Raw genomic sequence first — 17,143 nt, 5'->3', positions numbered from 1 at the left:
ATGAAACAATTTACACTAGCGATTGTAGCTATACTATTAAGTGCTGCTTCAAGTTTTGCTCAAAATATCGAAAAAGATTGGCAATTAGAAGCTAGTCAATCTAAACTAGAATTAATAAACATCAACCTATCCAATAAAGATGTTTTATCAATAAAAAAAGGAACGTTTAGCTACAACAAGTCATCAGGAGATTACATACATCAAAACAATGTTTTAGTATTTTATTATGATACACCAGTAGATTTAGTAAAAAGGTTTAAGGTTCAAAAACTTACAGATTCTACTTTAGTACTTAAATCAAAAGAAAACATTTACTCTTTTAATGTTAAGGAAAAACTTGCAGACCAAACCTTAGTGTCAGAAACTGAAAAAATTATTCCAAGTAGTGGTTTTACCTTTACAAGTTTTTGGAGAGGATCACTAGGAATGTTGTCACTAATTTTTATTGCATTTTTATTTAGTAGTAACAGAAGAGCAATAGATTGGAAAATTGTTGGAATAGGTTTAGCTTTCCAATTACTTATTGCCATAGGAGTATTAAAAGTAGAATTTATAAAAACCGCTTTTGAATTTGTTGGAGGGTTATTTATAAGTGTCTTAGATTTTACTAGAGCTGGAAGTAAATTTTTATTTGAAGGCTTAGTTGTTGACATGGACACCTTTGGTTTCATTTTTGCCTTTCAAGTATTACCTACAATTATATTCTTTTCAGCATTAACATCATTATTATTTTATTTAGGAATAATACAAAAAGTTGTACAAGCTATGGCATGGTTGCTATCTAAAGCTCTGAAGATATCTGGAGCAGAAAGCCTAAGCGTAGCAGGAAATATATTTTTAGGACAAACCGAAGCTCCATTATTAATTAAAGCTTACCTAGAAAAAATGACTAAATCAGAAATGCTATTGGTCATGATTGGTGGTATGGCAACTGTTGCAGGTGCAGTACTTGCAGCATATATTGGTTTTTTAGGAGGTGATGATGAAATATTGCGTTTATTTTATGCAAAACATTTATTGGCAGCATCAGTAATGGCTGCTCCAGGTGCAATTGTAATCTCTAAAATTTTATTCCCACAAACCGAAGAGGTTAATACTGATGTTGAAGTATCTCAAGATAAAATTGGATCAAACATTTTAGACGCTATAGCTAATGGTACTACCGAAGGTTTGAAACTAGCTGTTAATGTAGGTGCTATGCTTTTAGTATTTGTTGCTTTTATAGCTATGGTAAATGGTATTTTAGGTTGGGTTGGAGACATTACTTATATTAATGATTGGATTAAAACCAATACCAGTTACACAGCTTTATCTTTAGAATTAATACTTGGATACATATTTGCTCCATTAATGTGGTTAATAGGTGTCGCTAAACAAGATATGGCATTGATGGGTCAGTTATTAGGTATTAAATTAGCTGCTAGTGAGTTTATCGGTTATATACAATTAGCAGATCTAAAAAATGTAGCAAACGCTACGCATTTATCGTATGAAAAGTCTATAATTATGGCAACATATATGCTATGTGGATTTGCAAATTTTGCTTCTATAGGAATTCAAATTGGAGGAATAGGATCTCTCGCTCCAGGACAACGTAAAACGTTATCTAAATTTGGTATGAAAGCTTTACTTGGAGGTACAATAGCCTCATCAATATCTGCAACAATAGCAGGTATGATTATTGGATAGATAAGTTAATAACTTTATGATATATTATTTAGGGTTAACATTTTAATGTTAACCCTTTTTTATACTTTTAAATATTAGAAATTTTTGTAAAATGAAACAATACCACGACTTAGTCAAACACATATTAGAACACGGAAACACTAAAGAAGATAGAACAGGAACAGGAACCAAAAGTGTATTTGGATATCAAATGCGTTTTGATTTAAGTGAAGGTTTCCCAATGGTAACTACTAAGAAACTACATTTAAAATCTATAATATATGAATTACTTTGGTTTTTAAATGGTGATACAAATATCAATTATCTTACTGATAATGGTGTGAAAATATGGAATTCTTGGGCAGATGAAAATGGTGATTTAGGTCCAGTTTATGGACATCAATGGAGAAATTGGAATAGCGATGAGATAGATCAAATAAAAGACGTTATAAATAGCTTAAAAAACAATCCAGATAGTCGACGCATGTTGGTCTCAGCATGGAATCCTTCAGTATTACCAGACACTTCAAAAAGTTTTTCTGAAAACGTTGCTAACGGTAAAGCTGCTTTACCACCATGTCATGCATTTTTTCAGTTTTATGTAGCAAATGGTAAATTATCTTGTCAATTGTATCAACGCAGTGCAGATACTTTTTTAGGTGTCCCATTTAACATTGCATCATATGCCTTATTAACAATGATGATGGCTCAAGTTTGCGGTTATGAAGCTGGTGATTTTGTTCACACATTTGGAGATGCTCACATTTACAGCAATCATATTAAACAGTTAGAATTACAATTATCAAGAGAAATTAGACCATTACCTACAATGACAATTAATCCTGAGGTGAAGGATATTTTTGATTTTACATTTGAAGATTTCAAATTAGAAAACTATAATCCTCATCCTCATATTAAAGGAGCTGTAGCAGTTTAAAAATAATTATATAATAAAAAACGCTTAAAATTTTAAGCGTTTTTATTATAAATTAATCACACTATTATCTGTGGCAGCATAATCATTCCATGTATAAGCATCTGCCTCTACTTCATTTTGCCATCGTCCATCGACAACATATTTAAATTCGTATGCTTGTCCTGATTCAAGATTTACAGTCCCTTTAAAAGTTCCGTTTTTTAATTTTTTTAATGGTTCTGCTTTAGTGTTCCAATTGTTCCAATTTCCTGCAACAACAACTTGTTTTGCTTCTGCTGCTGGAACTGTAAAGGTAACTTTACAAATAGGTTTACTTTTTAAAAATTGTTTTTTAATAGCCATAGTATAAAGGTTTTATAATATCTAAATTAGACAAGATTTTTTCAGTCTTCAAAATAAAAAATAATTAATTTTAAACTTTTATCAGATTATTAAAAATACTAAGGGAAAATATTTTTTTGTTAATTTAAGTGAAATAAATTGTTATTAATAAAAAGCACTTCAAAAACCTAACCTACTGAATATCAATTAAAATAATTTTCATTTAAAAATAAAATTCTTAAATATTATAAAAACACTAACTTTACATTATAAACTTAATATATGTTCGGAAAAAAGAAAAAAGAGACTCCTAAAATCGATCAAGAGCAATTAGAACTTATAAAAAATGCACAACGTAGAATCAAGCAAAAAAAACGATTGTATGCACACTTTGTCATATTTTTAATTGGTGCTGTATTTATAATATTGGCCAATACAGTTTTAGGTATAGGAAAAGAAACAAAGTTTTTTGGTATTGACTGGTTTGTATTTGCTATTATGGCTTGGTTATTTTTCTTTTTATATCACTTATTTAGTGTGTTTGTTACCTCTAAATTTATGGGTAAAGATTGGGAGAAAAAACAATTAGAAAAATTAGTTAACAAACAGAACGTTAGAATTGAGAAATTAAAACATCAAATTGAAAAAGAAGATCTTCATATAGCAAAAAGTGAAGTTTTTGAAAAACAAATTTCATCAAAAACTAACACTCTAACAATGATTGTTGCTGCAGGACAGAATAATGAAATAGGTAAAAACAATGACCTTATATGGCATTTACGTGATGATTTAAAACGTTTTAAGACCTTAACCTCAGGACACCATATAATTATGGGTCGTAAAACATTTGAGAGCTTTCCAAAACCGTTACCAAACCGTACACATATTGTAATTTCTAGACAAACTAATTATGATACACCAGAAGGTGTTATAGTTGTAAATAGTTTAGATGCAGCTATAGCTCATGCTAAAAACGACACACAACCTTTTATTATTGGTGGTGGAGAAATATACAAACTTGCAATGCCTTATGCTACTAAAATAGAATTAACTCGCGTACATTCAACATTTGATGCTGACACCTATTTTCCAGAAATTGACCTAAACGTATGGAAGGAAACTGAAAACACATTCCATAAAAAAGACAGTGAGCATGATTACGAGTTTTCTTTCTTAACTTATGAAAAACTTTAAAACAGAAAAAAATATAAACAAAAAAAAGCGCTTTTTATAAGCGCTTTTTTTTACATCATTTTTAAAGTATTTACTTCTTGCTGAGATAATATTTTCCAGTTACCTCTAGGAATATCTTTTTTGGTTAAATGTGCAATTTGAACACAATCTATACGAACCAATTCATATTTAAAATGCTCAAAAATGGTATGTAAAATGGTATTACCTGTATTTTTTATTTTAACACCAATTTCATTTTTAGTATTATTAACAAAATCAATTTCTTCAACACTAATTTGCTTTCCTTCAATTTTAAAACCTTCTCTAATTGTTTTTAAATCTTCGAATTTTAGATTTCTATCTAACTCTAAATGAAATAATCTTTCAACACCTTTATTAGAACTTGTAAATCGGCTTACCACTTTCTCATCATTTGTAAATAATAAAAGCCCTGTAGAGTTTCGTCCTAAACGACCAATAGGTTTTATTCTTGCGCTAGTTGCATTAGAGACTAAATCCATAACAGTACGTCCCTTTTGCTCGCTTGTAGTAGTTGCAAAACCTTTAGGCTTATTTAATAAAACGTAAGCTTTTTTCTCAGGATTGATACGTGCACCATCATAACGGACTTCGTCATCGAGTTTTACTTTGTAACCCATTTCTAAAATCACCTTTCCATTAACAGTTACTAAGCCCATTGCAATATGCTGGTCTGCTTCTCTTCTAGAGCACATACCAGAATTGGCAACGTATTTATTTAGCCTTATTAAATCAGGATTACTATTAGATTTTGAGGTAGTTTTCTTTTTAACTGGTGCGTTACCTCTTGCAAAAGTTTTGCTTTTTGAGTTATCACGTCCTCTACCAGAGGACTTTCCTTTACCATTAGCACCTTGTTGTCTACTCATAATATTTATTTTTTGCAAATCTACAACGAATTTTTCATTATAAATTAAAAACCTTATTAATCGTTAATTATTAAATAAAATTAACTGACATAATACGGTTAATGACCAAATCAACATCAATTAATAAAATACTAAAAACACCTGCTACAATAATAAGTTTAAGAATATTATGCAGCCACAAATATTGAGTTTTAGTTGAGAAACTCCAAAGTAAAATTAGATATATAATTAATAGAATTTCACATATAAAAAAATACATATACATGTAACCAATATCAAATTTTGCGATTAAAAAATAAACAGGAAACAAAGTCGCGACAACCAAAGTTGTGATTATTTTTTTAGAAGTAGCTTCACCATATACAATAGGTACAGTTCTATAATTTTGAGTCAAATCTCCTTTTATATTTTCTAAATCTTTAGTTAACTCTCTAATTGAAATTATTAAAAATAAAAAAGCAGCATGTACCAAGATGACATATTTAAAGTTAAAGTAGTACACAAAAATGACAAAAAACGGAGTCAATGTTAATAACGCTGAAACTACATTACCTATTATTGGTCTTTTTTTAGTTTATGTGAATAAAACCAAATAGCAAAAATGTAAAATGAAAAAAATAACACTGGCTTAAAAGACACATAACTTGCCATAACAACAGCCGAAAAATTTAGCACGAAATAAAATGATAATTTGGTGTTTTGACTTACCAATTTATCCAACATTGTTTTATTTGGTCTATTAATTAAATCTTTTTCAGAGTCGTAAAAATTATTGATTATATAACCTGCTGCAATAACAGCTGCTGTTGCTAAAACTAGCATTAATAAATTAACATCAAACAACACCTTTTTAAGAGGCTTATCTGAAGCAAAAATATAAATAGAAGCTAAGTATTGTGCGATAACTACTATTAAAATATTGTAGCCTCTTACTACAGAAAACATACTAAAAAACTTAAGTAATATATGTTTTTGTTTTCTGTTAAACATTAAAATTTATTGTAAAGCTTAAAAGTTATAAACTACTTCTAACTTATAATCTTTAAGCGCTTGTTCTGCCTTTTTGATATCCTGAGTAAAACCTAACATGTAGCCTCCACCACCAGAACCACAAAGCTTAAGGTAGTAATCATTGGTGTCTATTCCTTTTTTCCATAATTCGTGGAATTGAGCAGGAATCATTGGTTTAAAATTGTTAAACACCACTTTAGACAATTGCTTAGTGTTTTTAAACAATGATTTTACATCACCTTTTAAAAAGTCTTCAACACAAGCATCTGTATGTTTAATAAACTGGTTTTTAAGCATTTTTCTGAAACCATCATTTTTCATGTTTTCCATAAAAATACTAACCATTGGAGCTGTCTCTCCAGTAATCCCAGAATCTAACAAAAACACAGCGCCTTGTCCATCACTACTTTGAGTTGGTATACCTGTAGCTTCGATGTTTTCTTTAGAATTTATTAAAATTGGTAAGCTTAAATAACTATTTAAAGGATCTAACCCAGAAGATTTTCCATGGAAAAAAGATTCCATCTCTGCAAAAATTGACTTTAGGGTCAATAATTTTTCTCTAGTTAAGTTTTCTAAAACTGTTATTTTATCTGAAGCATATTTATCATAAATAGCAGCAACTAAAGCTCCGCTACTACCAACACCATAACCTTGAGGTATTGACGAGTCAAAATACATACCTGCTTCTACATCTTGACGCAATGATTTTATATCAAAAACCACTAAATCTTGATCAATTTTAGCTAGATAATCCGTGTAGGATTTTAAGCTTTTATTAGAATTAACAGCCTCATCCGATGGATTATCTTCCGTCTTTAAAGCACCATTATAAAAATTATAAGGTATAGATAGTCCTTTAGAGTCTTTGATAATTCCGTACTCACCGAACAATAAAATCTTTGAATAAAATAAAGGACCTTTCATAAGCTATATGATGATTTGATGTATAAAGTTACAATTGTTTTGCACCAAAACCAATTTTATCACAAATATAGTGACCGTTTTGACAATATGCAACTAACTCATCTTTAATGAATTTTAAAATATCATCAGTATATTGCTCTGGATATAAAACATGTACATTTGCTCCTGCATCTAAAGTAAAACTTATTGGTAGTTTTGTATGCTCTCTAAAGCTCCAAATCTTATTAATAATTTGAAGCGTATTTGGTTTCATTAATATAAAATATGGCATACTAGTCATCATCATTGCGTGAAGGGTTAACGCTTCACTTTCAACCAATGCTATAAATGCGTCTAAATCTCCAGATTCTAATATCACTTTAATTTTAGTAATATTATCTACTGCTTGCTCAAAACGTTGACTGGCAAAAGGGTGACCATGCATTAAATTATGCCCAACAGTACTACTAACTTGTTTTTCGCCTTTATCAACTAATAAAATTGTGTCTTGATAATTTTTAAAATTATCATGCACCTTATATGGATATTTAACACCAAACAAATCATTACTACCTTCAATTTCTGGATGAGCTCCCCAAACCACTAAATCACCTTCTAAACTTCTGCATGCACTACCAGAACCTAATCTAGCTAAAAAAGAAGCTTTTTCAATACATTCTGTTTCTGACAAACTTGGATTTAACTGTTTTTCTACACTCATTAAACACAAAGCCAAAGCACTCATACCTGAAGCTGAAGATGCTATACCTGAACTATGAGGAAATGTATTTTGAGTGTTTATTGTAAAATGAAATTGCTTTAAAAATGGTAAATATGCTTCAATACGATTGAAAAACGTTTCGATTTTTGGATGAAACTCAGGCTTAGGTATTTCATCTAAAAAAACCTCAAAAGAAAATACATCGTCTTGAGTTTCTTTTTTAACAAAATCTAAAACAGTTATTGTTTTACAGTTATTAAGCGTAAAACTAATAGATGGATTCTCAGGAATTTGAGTTTGTTTTTTTCCCCAATATTTAACTAATGCAATATTACTTGGTGATGACCAAGAAACTGAACCATTGTTTATAGTATTTTGATAATTACTACTAGAAAAGCGTGATAAATCCATTTAAATGCTAAATTTTTACAAAGATAGCTTTAAAAATTAAACTATTTTAGTAATTTTGCACACCGAATGAACATTCAATACGTTACTCCCTTAACATACAATGTATTACTGTCATTCAAAATGAATAACAAGTTAACTGATAGGTAAAATTATTCCCTTAAATATTGCGTAACTGCGTTTTACCTCAAAAAAGTCTACTAAATGGACAAAAAACAACGCATAATTATCACTATGTTAGAACTAGTGGTAAAACAAGGTGTACACGCTACTCCGATGTCTCAAGTTGCAAAAGAAGCAAACGTCGCTGTAGGTACAATCTACCATTATTTTGAAAATAAAAATCAAATCATTGAAGAAATTTACATGATGATTGTTAAAGATTATGGTGTCGTACTAATTGCAAATTTACCTGAAGGTGATTTTAAAAAACAGTACAAAACCATGTGGCTAAACCTATACAATTATTTTGTAGGTAACCCTTTGGCATACAAATTTATTGAATACGTTGCTGTACCACCAATTATTTCTAAAGAAATTGTAAAGCAATCTGTACCTTACATTTCAAATATTAGAGATATCTTTTTAGATGGAATAAAAAACAAAAATTTAAGAGACGTCCCTGTTAAATTAATGTTGCAAATGACTTTTGGAGATGTTGTGTCTGCTGTTAGACTTAAAATAAAAGAAGAATTAGAGATGACTAATGATCATATTGATTTAGCTCTTGAAATGTCTTGGGACTCGATTAAACACAAGGGTTAATTTTCTGATAAGTTAATCATTTTTTTTAGCGTTTTATAGTTTCTGGTAGTCGCTGTAAGTTTTATTTTTTTCGAAAAAATTATTATTTGCTTTTGCACGACCATATCCTATACTTGAATACAAATAAATACAGTCTTTAATAGCTTCAAATTTTTCGTTTGGAAAACTAAATGTCTTAATCAAATTATTTTGGGTTTCAGTTATATCATTAAATAACAATGCAAAATAACTTGATTCTTTTTCTGTTTGATTAAACGGACATTTTAATAATAGGTTTGAAATGTCCTCTGGCTTTTTTATTAAAACAGGAATATTAAATTGAAAATTTTCTGTGATAGCTTTTTCGATTTTTAAAGTCAGTTTTTGGATGTCGGTTTGATTAGTTTTAAACACAACATTGCCAGTTTGGATGTAAGTTTTCACATCTTTTAATCCTATATCAGACAATAATGTACGCAAATCTTGCATTGGTATTTTATGATGTCCTCCAACGTTTATCCCTCTTAAAAAAGCCAAGTAAGTAGTCATGATTTATGTATTTATATGTTTAGCAACTATATACCCACTAGTCCAAGCATTTTGAAAATTAAAACCTCCTGTAACAGCATCAACATTTATAATTTCACCTGCAAAATATAAGTTATCGTATAATTTACTTTGGTAAGTTTTAAAATTAACTTCCTTTAAATCTATTCCTCCAGCTGTTACAAATTCTTCTTTAAATGTACTTTTACCATCCACATTAAAAACAGCTTGTGTTAATTGATTGGCCAAGGCTTCTAACTGAGATCTATTTAAATCTGCCCAACGGGTTTGCTCTACAATATCTGAGGCTAAAACCAAAGTTTGCCATAAACGTTTCGGTATTTCAAACTGTGTGGCTTTAAGTACTGTTTTTTTTGATAGCTCTTGTTTTATTGTTTTTAATTGAGATAAAACCGAATCAAAATCTTGATTAACAAAATTGATTTCTATTTTAAACTTGTAATCTTTTTTCGCTAATTCTAAAGCTCCAAAAGCGGACAATTTTAAAATTGAAGGTGCACTCATTCCCCAATGTGTTATTAGTAAAGGACCGTAAGATTCTAAATTAGTATCTACGACTTTTACAGTAACATTTTGTGCAACAACACCAGGAATATCATTAATCCTTTTATCTTTAATATTAAAAGTAAATAATGATGGTACTGGTGTGATAATAGTATGATTTAATTGTTTTAAAAACGTCCATATTTTAGGATTACTACCTGTAGCAACCACCAGTTTTTTAGAAGTAAAAACATCAGTTTTAGTTTCTGTAATCCATTGAGAATGGTCTTGTTTGAAACCAATTACAGATTGATTGGTTAATACATCTACATTATGTTTTTTAGCTTCATTTAAAAAACAATCAATTATGGTTTGTGAATTATTGCTAGTAGGAAAGATACGTCCATCATCTTCAATTTTTAGCGACACACCTCTTTTTTCAAACCATTCCATAGTGTCACCAGTCATAAACGTGTGAAAAGGTCCCAATAATTCTTTTTCTCCTCTTGGATAATACTGGGTTAATTCCTGCGGTATAAACTCGGCATGAGTTACATTACAACGTCCACCTCCTGAAATTTTAACTTTACCAAGCACGTCTTTACCACGTTCTAGGATTGCAATTTTTAATTCAGGATATAATTCTGCACTATTAATTGCCGCAAAAAATCCTGCTGCTCCACCTCCTATTACTATTACATCGTACTGTTTCATAATCTATCCGGAAAATCACTAATTATAGCATCAACTTGATAACTTTTTATTCTTTTTATCGCTTGTATTGTATTGACTGTCCATGCATTTACTAGCAACCCTTCTTCCTTAGCTTTTTGTACATTATTTTTACTTAATAATGAAAAACTCGGGTGAATGGCTTTTGCATTAATGGTTTTGGCAAATACTATAGCTTGATTGACACTTGCTTTTGTCAAGACACCTAACGGAATACTTGCATCGTAATTATACACATCCAACAACTCGTTTTGTTGAAAACTGCTAACCAAAATATTGTCTAAAGACCACTTATTATCACTTACTAATTCTTGAATAATATTACAAGTTGGTATAGCAGTACCTTCGCCTTTAAGCTCAATATTTATTAATAATTTATTATCAATTAGCCGTAAAACTTCTCTTAAAGTTGGTATTGTATATTGACCATCTACCAATAGATCTTGTAATTGACTTAATGTTTTTTTACCAATCTCACCAGTCCCATTTGTAAGTCTATCTAAAGTAAAATCATGAAACACTACCAGTTCTCCCGTTTTACATACATGCACATCAATCTCGATACCATCAACATTAAAATCCATAGCTTTTTGTATGGATTGCAACGTGTTTTCAGTAACATGACCTTTAGCGCCTCGATGTCCAATTTTTAAAAATGCACTCATTAATTTATCAATATTTTAAGATTTCAGGCTTCAATATGGCTTACTATATGCTTACATTTAAGTAAATTTTAAAACATCACAATTTATGACTTTTCCGTTAAAACCAATAGCTGTTTTAGCATTACTTTTTATGTCTTGTAACACAGGTAAATTAACTATTGTAGGATCTATTGATAGTGACCTACAAGAAGCATCTGCAGCACAATTAGTTAATACGTCAGACCTATTATGGACTATTGAGGATGCTGGAAACAAAAATAATGTTTATGGTATGGACTTGAAAGGTGATATTATTAGAGATATTGATATTAGCAATATTAAAAACCATGACTGGGAAGATTTAGCAAGTGATACAGATGGTAATTTATATATTGGGGATTTTGGAAACAACTCCAGAAAACGCAAACAATTTTATATTTATAAAATTGAAAACATTGCTAATATAGATGATAAAACAAAAGCTAAAACTATAAGTTTCACGCTTCCAAAAAACATCAAGTCTGAAGATTTTGAAGCGTTTTTTTATGGAACGATAGTTTTTATGTTTTTAGTAAAGAAAACAAAAAGACTATGGTGATTAAAATACCAAATCAAATAGGTAATCATGAAGCAACTTACCTTACTGAATATAAATTAAAAGGAAAAGACACACGTGTGACTTCAGCAGATATAAGTCCTGATGGCAAAACCATTGTTTTATTAAATCACGATCGTATATGGACTTTAACTAATTTTAAAAACGACTCCTTTTTTGATGGTACAGTCCAAAAGATAGATTTAAAACATGATAGTCAAAAGGAAGGTGTGTGTTTTAAAAACAATAACACAATTTACATCACTGATGAGGATTCTGGCAAAGAGGATAATAATATTTATAGTTTAAAACTATAAATTAAACACTTTCATTTTATTAGAAATCACCTCTAAATCATTAGGATTACTAATGTTATTTTCAACATCAAAATATAATGTTTTAGCTTCTTTAATTATTACTTCTTTGTAACCTGAACTATTGTCCAGCTTAGTTAATAAATGCGCATATAAATCTATTAGTTTGCCTATTATAATAACATCATGCTTTGCATAAGTCCGTATTGGTGACAACACCAAGTAAAGTAATTCTTGAAAGGAAATAGTATTAATTTTCACCATAGCTTCCTCATCTTCAAACAATACACTGGTTTCATTTTTTTGCAATCTAATTTCAAATAAATTAGTCAAATAATCAATTGCGATAGACGCTGTTCCAGGATCATTAATACCAGGAGACATTGCTTTTACAGCAATTTCTGTTAACTGTTTAAAACCTAACACGTAATTATCATCAATAACTTCTTCCTTTGAAAAATGAAAATAGGATTTCAGGGTTTCAATTTGCTCTTCAGTCAATTCTGATTCACTTTTAAAAAGAGGCTTGTCGCTATAAATGTACTGTCCTTTGACTGCTAGAATATGAAACTTATTTTTGTTTTGATTAGCAAATTCGCCGAAAGGCTCAAGCATAATATCTTGTAAAAAACCAATGTTTTTAGAATTAAAAATTGACCAATTATTTGTGTTAGGAAAGTTGTTTTTTTTATTTTTTTCAGAATCTATTAACTGCTCCAATCTATTTTTAGCATCTTTAAAAAGACGATGCATAATATTATGTACTTGGATTTCTTGAGAAATAGAGTGAATAAAATATATAAAAGCTGCTAAACAAAAAACCATAAAAACAATAGCTAACAGCACTGAAAAACCAGGTAATTGGTTATTATCTGCATCTGGTTTTATAGCTACCATTGTAAAAATACAAAACAGCAATGTAGCATTGTAAATTCCTAAAATCTTTTGATGCCTTTTATTAGAGATTAATCCTGGTAATACTCTAGGCGAAAAGTTACTTGAAGCTTGGTTTAACAATATCATTACCATTGAAAAACTAAATACCATAATGGATATTAGTCCAGCAATAAAAGTGGTTAATATATTAAATGCTGTTTCTGTATTATTGATAACTAAAAAAGGAATATTGTCTTTTAAATAAGACGATATTCCTTTGTTTTCTGCATAGTACATAAAAAAAGCAAACAAGATACCAACCAAACTATAAAGTGTTGGATAAAACGCTATTTTGCTTTCTATTTTTTTAAGATATTCTAATCCGTTGACTATTATTTTTTTCATGTGATTGGGTTAAAAATTTAAACCAAATCCAAAAGAGAAACGTAATCCTTCTTCACTATTAAAAAAGTTAAATGTACCAGATACACTATCTGCTGCTGTTACCCAAAATCCTAAACCATAATCGTTATGCCATATTTTAGAGTCGCCTTGCTTTGTCCAAACACGACCAACATCACCACCAAGAAAAACACCCAATTGCAATGGTAGGGTTTTAGTTTTAAACTGATTGAAACTATATCTAATATCTGCACTACCTGTTAAACTATTTTGACCTGTAAAACGTTGTAATCTATAACCTCTCAACCCATTATTACCACCAATATTAGCCGCTTGATAAAAGATTAAATCATCACCAAAACGCAACTGAGAACGTATATCTGTTTTTAATACTAGTTTACGATTGGTTGATAATGCATTATAAAATCCTAATTCCGAATTTATAAATCCATAAGTATATTTAGTGTCTTTAACTTCGGTTTTGGCTCCAACATCAATACCTAAAGTCATACCTCTTGTTGGGTTGGCTCCATTGTCAAAACTTTTATAATTAAAATTACCTTCAATACCAGCAAACAAGCGTCTGCTGTAAAAATCTTCATTTGTTGCTGCTGGTTGAACCGTTTCAATAAAACGGTCAGGAGTTTCTCCAATTTCGATAGCTTCGGTTAGAAGTTTAATTCCGTAATCTGATCCAAAATCACCTTTTTTAAGAACACCTACACTTGCTGCATAAATACTTGTTTTAATACGGTTGTAATCCAAATCTAAATCGTCATCATTATTAACGGTTTGGTTACCGTAACCAAAAAAGTTATTGGTAAAATTCTCACTAGTTAATTGTCCTGCAACATGTAAATTCCAATCTCCAAAAAGATTTGCAAACTCGCCATCATAATTTAGACTAAAACCATCTGTAGCGAAAAAGTAGCCACTTTTAAAACGGTGTTGTTGTGAGTAAGGATTACGAGAAAATCCTTTAACAGTATAATTAAATCCTAAACCTATTTTAAATCCATCATCTGGATTATAACCTAAACTTGGAGTTATGATACTGGTTCTAATAATATTTTTTTGAAAATCAAATAAGTTATTATTATAAATATCTGTAAAGTTAATTTTGGCTCCTTTGTTTTTTGTGATTGTATTAGGCTTAGATTTATGGTCATAAATACGTACACGTCTTCCGTTATTAATAATGTATTCGTCGTTATTTTGACCTCCAATAATTCTTGTAAAAATCAAATTATTAGCTTTACCAGAAACTTCAATAATATCATCATCATCTAAAGCATAAATCCAAAGCTCTTTAGTAATATCTTTATCAAAAGTTCTATCTACTATTACATCTGCTTTTTCGTCACCTTTAATTCTAGAAATTACAACTTGTGTTTTATTATCAGCAATACGGTTAACTTCAATATAATCGTCTTTATCTGTTCCTGTTAAAATAACCAACTCATTTAAATAGTCAGAATAGCGTGTTGCAATATCTTGTAGATTAGCTCGTCTACCTTTTAAAAACTCTTTAATTTGTTGTAGCGATTCATCTTGAGCCTCAGTTGGCACTTTACTAAATGCTTTTTCGATAACCTGATCTGTAATATTGTCTTGTAAGTACTGAGCTTGTTTTATCCATACTTCTTTATCAGAATTTTGGATTAACACTTTATCTAATTTTATTCCTGCACTGTTCATCCATTTGATGTCTTTCAACTCTGCGTCATACACTTGTAATTGCTTTGTTGAACCAGAAATAAAACGCATAACATCTAATATTGCTCCATCAAAATTAGAAAACACTTGATCTCTATCTCTAGGAATTGGCCTATATAATTTATCTCCATTTTCTTGATTAAATTGAGCCCATCTCCATTGATCTTGATGCCTATCCCAATCTCCTAAAAGCATATCAAACAGACGTGCTCTAATAAAAGCGTTTTCGTCTATTTTATATTTTTCGTCAGTACGTATTTTTTTGATGATGTCGTGTGTACTTTCAATATCGTCTGCGTATCCAAAGTTTTTCTCGTCAGTATAGTTATCCTCAGGACGCTCTTCAATTAAATACAATTCACCTCCATAATCACGATTATAATCTTTTAAATATTTGTGTTTTGGTATGTAATATAATTTTGGATTAGTATGATATACACCTGCAGCATGAGATAAATCAGGCACTACAGAAAATGCATATGGATGCGCTGCTGTATAAAAATCTAATATTAAATCTTCGACTTTAGTCTTATCAAAATCATCTTCTAAATAAGTTTCTTTAAATAAAACTGTTTGCAAATACTGAGTTGCACTTTTACGTAAAGCTCTCATGTTTAACTGACGACCATCTTTAGTTTGCAATCTTAAAGATCTAGTTTGATGTCCTCCTCCTTCTCTAACAATTTCTAATCCACCATAAAGCGTATCTAAAGTTGCTACAGGTACATTAACTTTTTGACTGTATAATGCTCTATATTTTTCTCCAAAAAGTGCTTGATACACTCCTGTTTTACTAGTTTCTTCTTCTGTATAAATAGACGCATTGGTTGTTGTTTCAAAACTATCAGGTAAAGTTGAAATATCGTATTCTGCTTCACGTTTTTCAAAAACCTGTTTAGTATACATTAACTTAGCTTGCTGATTGTCTTCGCCATAAAAACTAACATAAGTACTACCATCTTTATATACATTTAACACTGCAAAACCTTGTCCACCATAAGAAAATAATCCATTATGGCTTAATGAGGCTGCACTTGATTTAGCACCAGAACCAGAAACTATTTGCTTAATCCCTTCGTTTTCTATGTATTGTAAACTATGCTCATGACCAGATGTAAAAATGATATTTTGGTACTCTAATGCTAAGGTACTAATACGATTCATCATTTTATTATAACGCTCGTTATAACGATCTTGGATAGATACACCACCTTGTGTTCTAACTTGAGTTAAAAGTGATGCAATAATTGGTAGAGGCAGTTTACTTTGAAAAGGATACAAGTGTTTATCAGGACTATAAAATCCACCATGAGACCCATTGGTGTACATTGGATGATGCATTGCTACAACAACCGTTTTATTTTGTGCTTTTTTAAACTCGCCTTCCAATTCTAATAAAAAACGTTCTCTTGTTTTAATTTCACATTCATCATTTATAGTAGGGTGTTTATTCCAATTTTCTAAATACCATTGTGTATCAATAATAATTAATTCAATTTCATCACTAACCTCAACAACTTCTAATGGACAACCATTTTCTGGTTGGAAAGTATTTTTACCTAAAGCTTTTTCGATATATTTTTCTTGGTCTTTTAAACCATGTAATCCGTTAGCATACCAATCATGATTACCAGGAATAAATAATACATTTCCATCAAATCCTTCTACCGAATTAACCTGAGCTTGAATATGATTTTTAGCGTCTTCATAATTTTCATGATCCTTGGTTGGTAATCCAGCAGGATAGATATTATCTCCTAAAAAAATTGTATAATCTCCTTTAGTGTTTTTGTCTTTAATAAAGTTTTTATAAGCTATTAAACCATCAGAAAAGCCACCTTTAGGAGATTTTCCGGAATCACCAACTAAATAAAAAGTTTTATGAATTTCTTTATTTGGCAATTGTGTTTTTGCTTCAGCTTCATGCTTATATTGAGCTTCAAAACTGGCACAATTGGTTAATAAGAAGGCTAAAATAAACGTTAGAAATATGTTATTTTTTGTCATTAAAGGTTGA

15 protein-coding genes and 1 pseudogene are annotated in these 17,143 nt (G+C 30.0%); 6 read left to right on the top strand and 10 right to left on the bottom strand.

Features of this window, described 5'->3' with window-relative positions; genetic code table 11:
- Both AC0L4B_RS06765 and AC0L4B_RS06760 read left to right on the top strand, forming a co-directional pair.
- The gene (locus AC0L4B_RS06765) at positions 1–1,689 is read left to right on the top strand and encodes a NupC/NupG family nucleoside CNT transporter (RefSeq protein ID WP_473439100.1); all 1,689 of its coding nucleotides are present in this window, start codon (positions 1–3) and stop codon (positions 1,687–1,689) included.
- A 91-nt stretch (positions 1,690–1,780) separates the two neighbouring features.
- Positions 1,781–2,605 (top strand): thymidylate synthase, encoded by an 825-nt coding sequence (locus AC0L4B_RS06760; protein ID WP_473439099.1) that lies wholly within the window; start codon positions 1,781–1,783, stop codon positions 2,603–2,605.
- A gap of 45 nt (positions 2,606–2,650) precedes the next feature.
- On the opposite strand, the gene AC0L4B_RS06755 is transcribed toward AC0L4B_RS06760, so the two are convergent.
- Complete coding sequence (locus tag AC0L4B_RS06755) at positions 2,651–2,947, bottom strand: isoamylase early set domain-containing protein (protein WP_473439098.1); 297 nt, start codon at positions 2,945–2,947, stop codon at positions 2,651–2,653.
- 261 nt (positions 2,948–3,208) lie between these two features.
- On the opposite strand from AC0L4B_RS06755, the gene AC0L4B_RS06750 reads away from it, so the two are divergent.
- A complete protein-coding gene (locus AC0L4B_RS06750; protein ID WP_473439097.1) occupies positions 3,209–4,120 on the top strand; it encodes a dihydrofolate reductase in 912 nt (303 codons plus the stop codon).
- A 50-nt stretch (positions 4,121–4,170) separates the two neighbouring features.
- Here AC0L4B_RS06750 and AC0L4B_RS06745 read toward each other — a convergent pair whose 3' ends face one another.
- The 4 genes and pseudogenes from AC0L4B_RS06745 to AC0L4B_RS06730 all read right to left on the bottom strand — a co-directional run bounded on the left by AC0L4B_RS06745 (position 4,171) and on the right by AC0L4B_RS06730 (position 8,056).
- Positions 4,171–5,007, bottom strand: a complete 837-nt coding sequence (locus AC0L4B_RS06745; protein WP_473439096.1) for a pseudouridine synthase — start codon at positions 5,005–5,007, stop codon at positions 4,171–4,173.
- Between the two features lie 70 nt (positions 5,008–5,077).
- A pseudogene (locus tag AC0L4B_RS06740) lies at positions 5,078–5,997 on the bottom strand (geranylgeranylglycerol-phosphate geranylgeranyltransferase).
- Between the two features lie 18 nt (positions 5,998–6,015).
- On the bottom strand, positions 6,016–6,945 hold the full coding sequence (locus AC0L4B_RS06735) for a mevalonate kinase family protein (protein ID WP_473439095.1): 930 nt from the start codon (positions 6,943–6,945) through the stop codon (positions 6,016–6,018).
- Positions 6,946–6,973: 28 nt separating this feature from the next.
- Positions 6,974–8,056: a diphosphomevalonate decarboxylase gene (locus AC0L4B_RS06730; RefSeq protein WP_473439094.1), complete on the bottom strand. Its 1,083-nt coding sequence runs from the start codon at positions 8,054–8,056 to the stop codon at positions 6,974–6,976.
- 201 nt (positions 8,057–8,257) lie between these two features.
- Here AC0L4B_RS06730 and AC0L4B_RS06725 point away from each other — a divergent pair, with 201 nt between their 5' ends.
- Positions 8,258–8,818 (top strand): TetR/AcrR family transcriptional regulator, encoded by a 561-nt coding sequence (locus AC0L4B_RS06725; protein ID WP_473439093.1) that lies wholly within the window; start codon positions 8,258–8,260, stop codon positions 8,816–8,818.
- A 33-nt stretch (positions 8,819–8,851) separates the two neighbouring features.
- On the opposite strand, the gene AC0L4B_RS06720 is transcribed toward AC0L4B_RS06725, so the two are convergent.
- Genes AC0L4B_RS06720 through AC0L4B_RS06710 form a run of 3 tightly spaced genes read right to left on the bottom strand, consistent with a single transcriptional unit; the run spans position 8,852 to position 11,244 of the window.
- The gene (locus AC0L4B_RS06720; RefSeq protein ID WP_473439092.1) at positions 8,852–9,346 is read right to left on the bottom strand and encodes a DUF1697 domain-containing protein; all 495 of its coding nucleotides are present in this window, start codon (positions 9,344–9,346) and stop codon (positions 8,852–8,854) included.
- Between the two features lie 3 nt (positions 9,347–9,349).
- On the bottom strand, positions 9,350–10,561 hold the full coding sequence (locus AC0L4B_RS06715) for a BaiN/RdsA family NAD(P)/FAD-dependent oxidoreductase (RefSeq protein WP_473439091.1): 1,212 nt from the start codon (positions 10,559–10,561) through the stop codon (positions 9,350–9,352).
- Positions 10,558–11,244 carry a glycerophosphodiester phosphodiesterase gene (locus AC0L4B_RS06710; RefSeq protein WP_473439090.1) on the bottom strand — a complete coding sequence of 229 codons (687 nt, stop codon included), beginning with the start codon at positions 11,242–11,244 and terminating at the stop codon, positions 10,558–10,560. The genes AC0L4B_RS06715 and AC0L4B_RS06710 overlap by 4 nt, the downstream gene beginning before the upstream one ends.
- A gap of 85 nt (positions 11,245–11,329) precedes the next feature.
- Between AC0L4B_RS06710 and AC0L4B_RS06705 the strand changes: the two genes are divergently transcribed.
- The gene (locus AC0L4B_RS06705) at positions 11,330–11,821 is read left to right on the top strand and encodes a hypothetical protein (RefSeq protein ID WP_473439089.1); all 492 of its coding nucleotides are present in this window, start codon (positions 11,330–11,332) and stop codon (positions 11,819–11,821) included.
- Positions 11,815–12,135, top strand: a complete 321-nt coding sequence (locus AC0L4B_RS06700; RefSeq protein ID WP_473439088.1) for a hypothetical protein — start codon at positions 11,815–11,817, stop codon at positions 12,133–12,135. Before AC0L4B_RS06705 ends, AC0L4B_RS06700 begins: the two co-directional genes overlap by 7 nt.
- Here the strand turns inward: AC0L4B_RS06700 and AC0L4B_RS06695 are convergent.
- Both AC0L4B_RS06695 and AC0L4B_RS06690 read right to left on the bottom strand, forming a co-directional pair.
- The gene (locus AC0L4B_RS06695) at positions 12,130–13,413 is read right to left on the bottom strand and encodes a DUF2254 domain-containing protein (protein WP_473439087.1); all 1,284 of its coding nucleotides are present in this window, start codon (positions 13,411–13,413) and stop codon (positions 12,130–12,132) included. The two genes, AC0L4B_RS06700 and AC0L4B_RS06695, sit on opposite strands and share 6 nt — an antisense overlap.
- A gap of 9 nt (positions 13,414–13,422) precedes the next feature.
- Positions 13,423–17,133 carry a metallophosphoesterase gene (locus AC0L4B_RS06690; protein WP_473439086.1) on the bottom strand — a complete coding sequence of 1,237 codons (3,711 nt, stop codon included), beginning with the start codon at positions 17,131–17,133 and terminating at the stop codon, positions 13,423–13,425.
- Positions 17,134–17,143: the final 10 nt, after the last annotated feature.

This window comes from Olleya sp. NP1-10 (assembly GCF_055804415.1).
The sequence above is the reverse complement of the archived record's forward strand: the minus strand, read 5'-3'. Positions and strand labels throughout refer to the sequence as shown.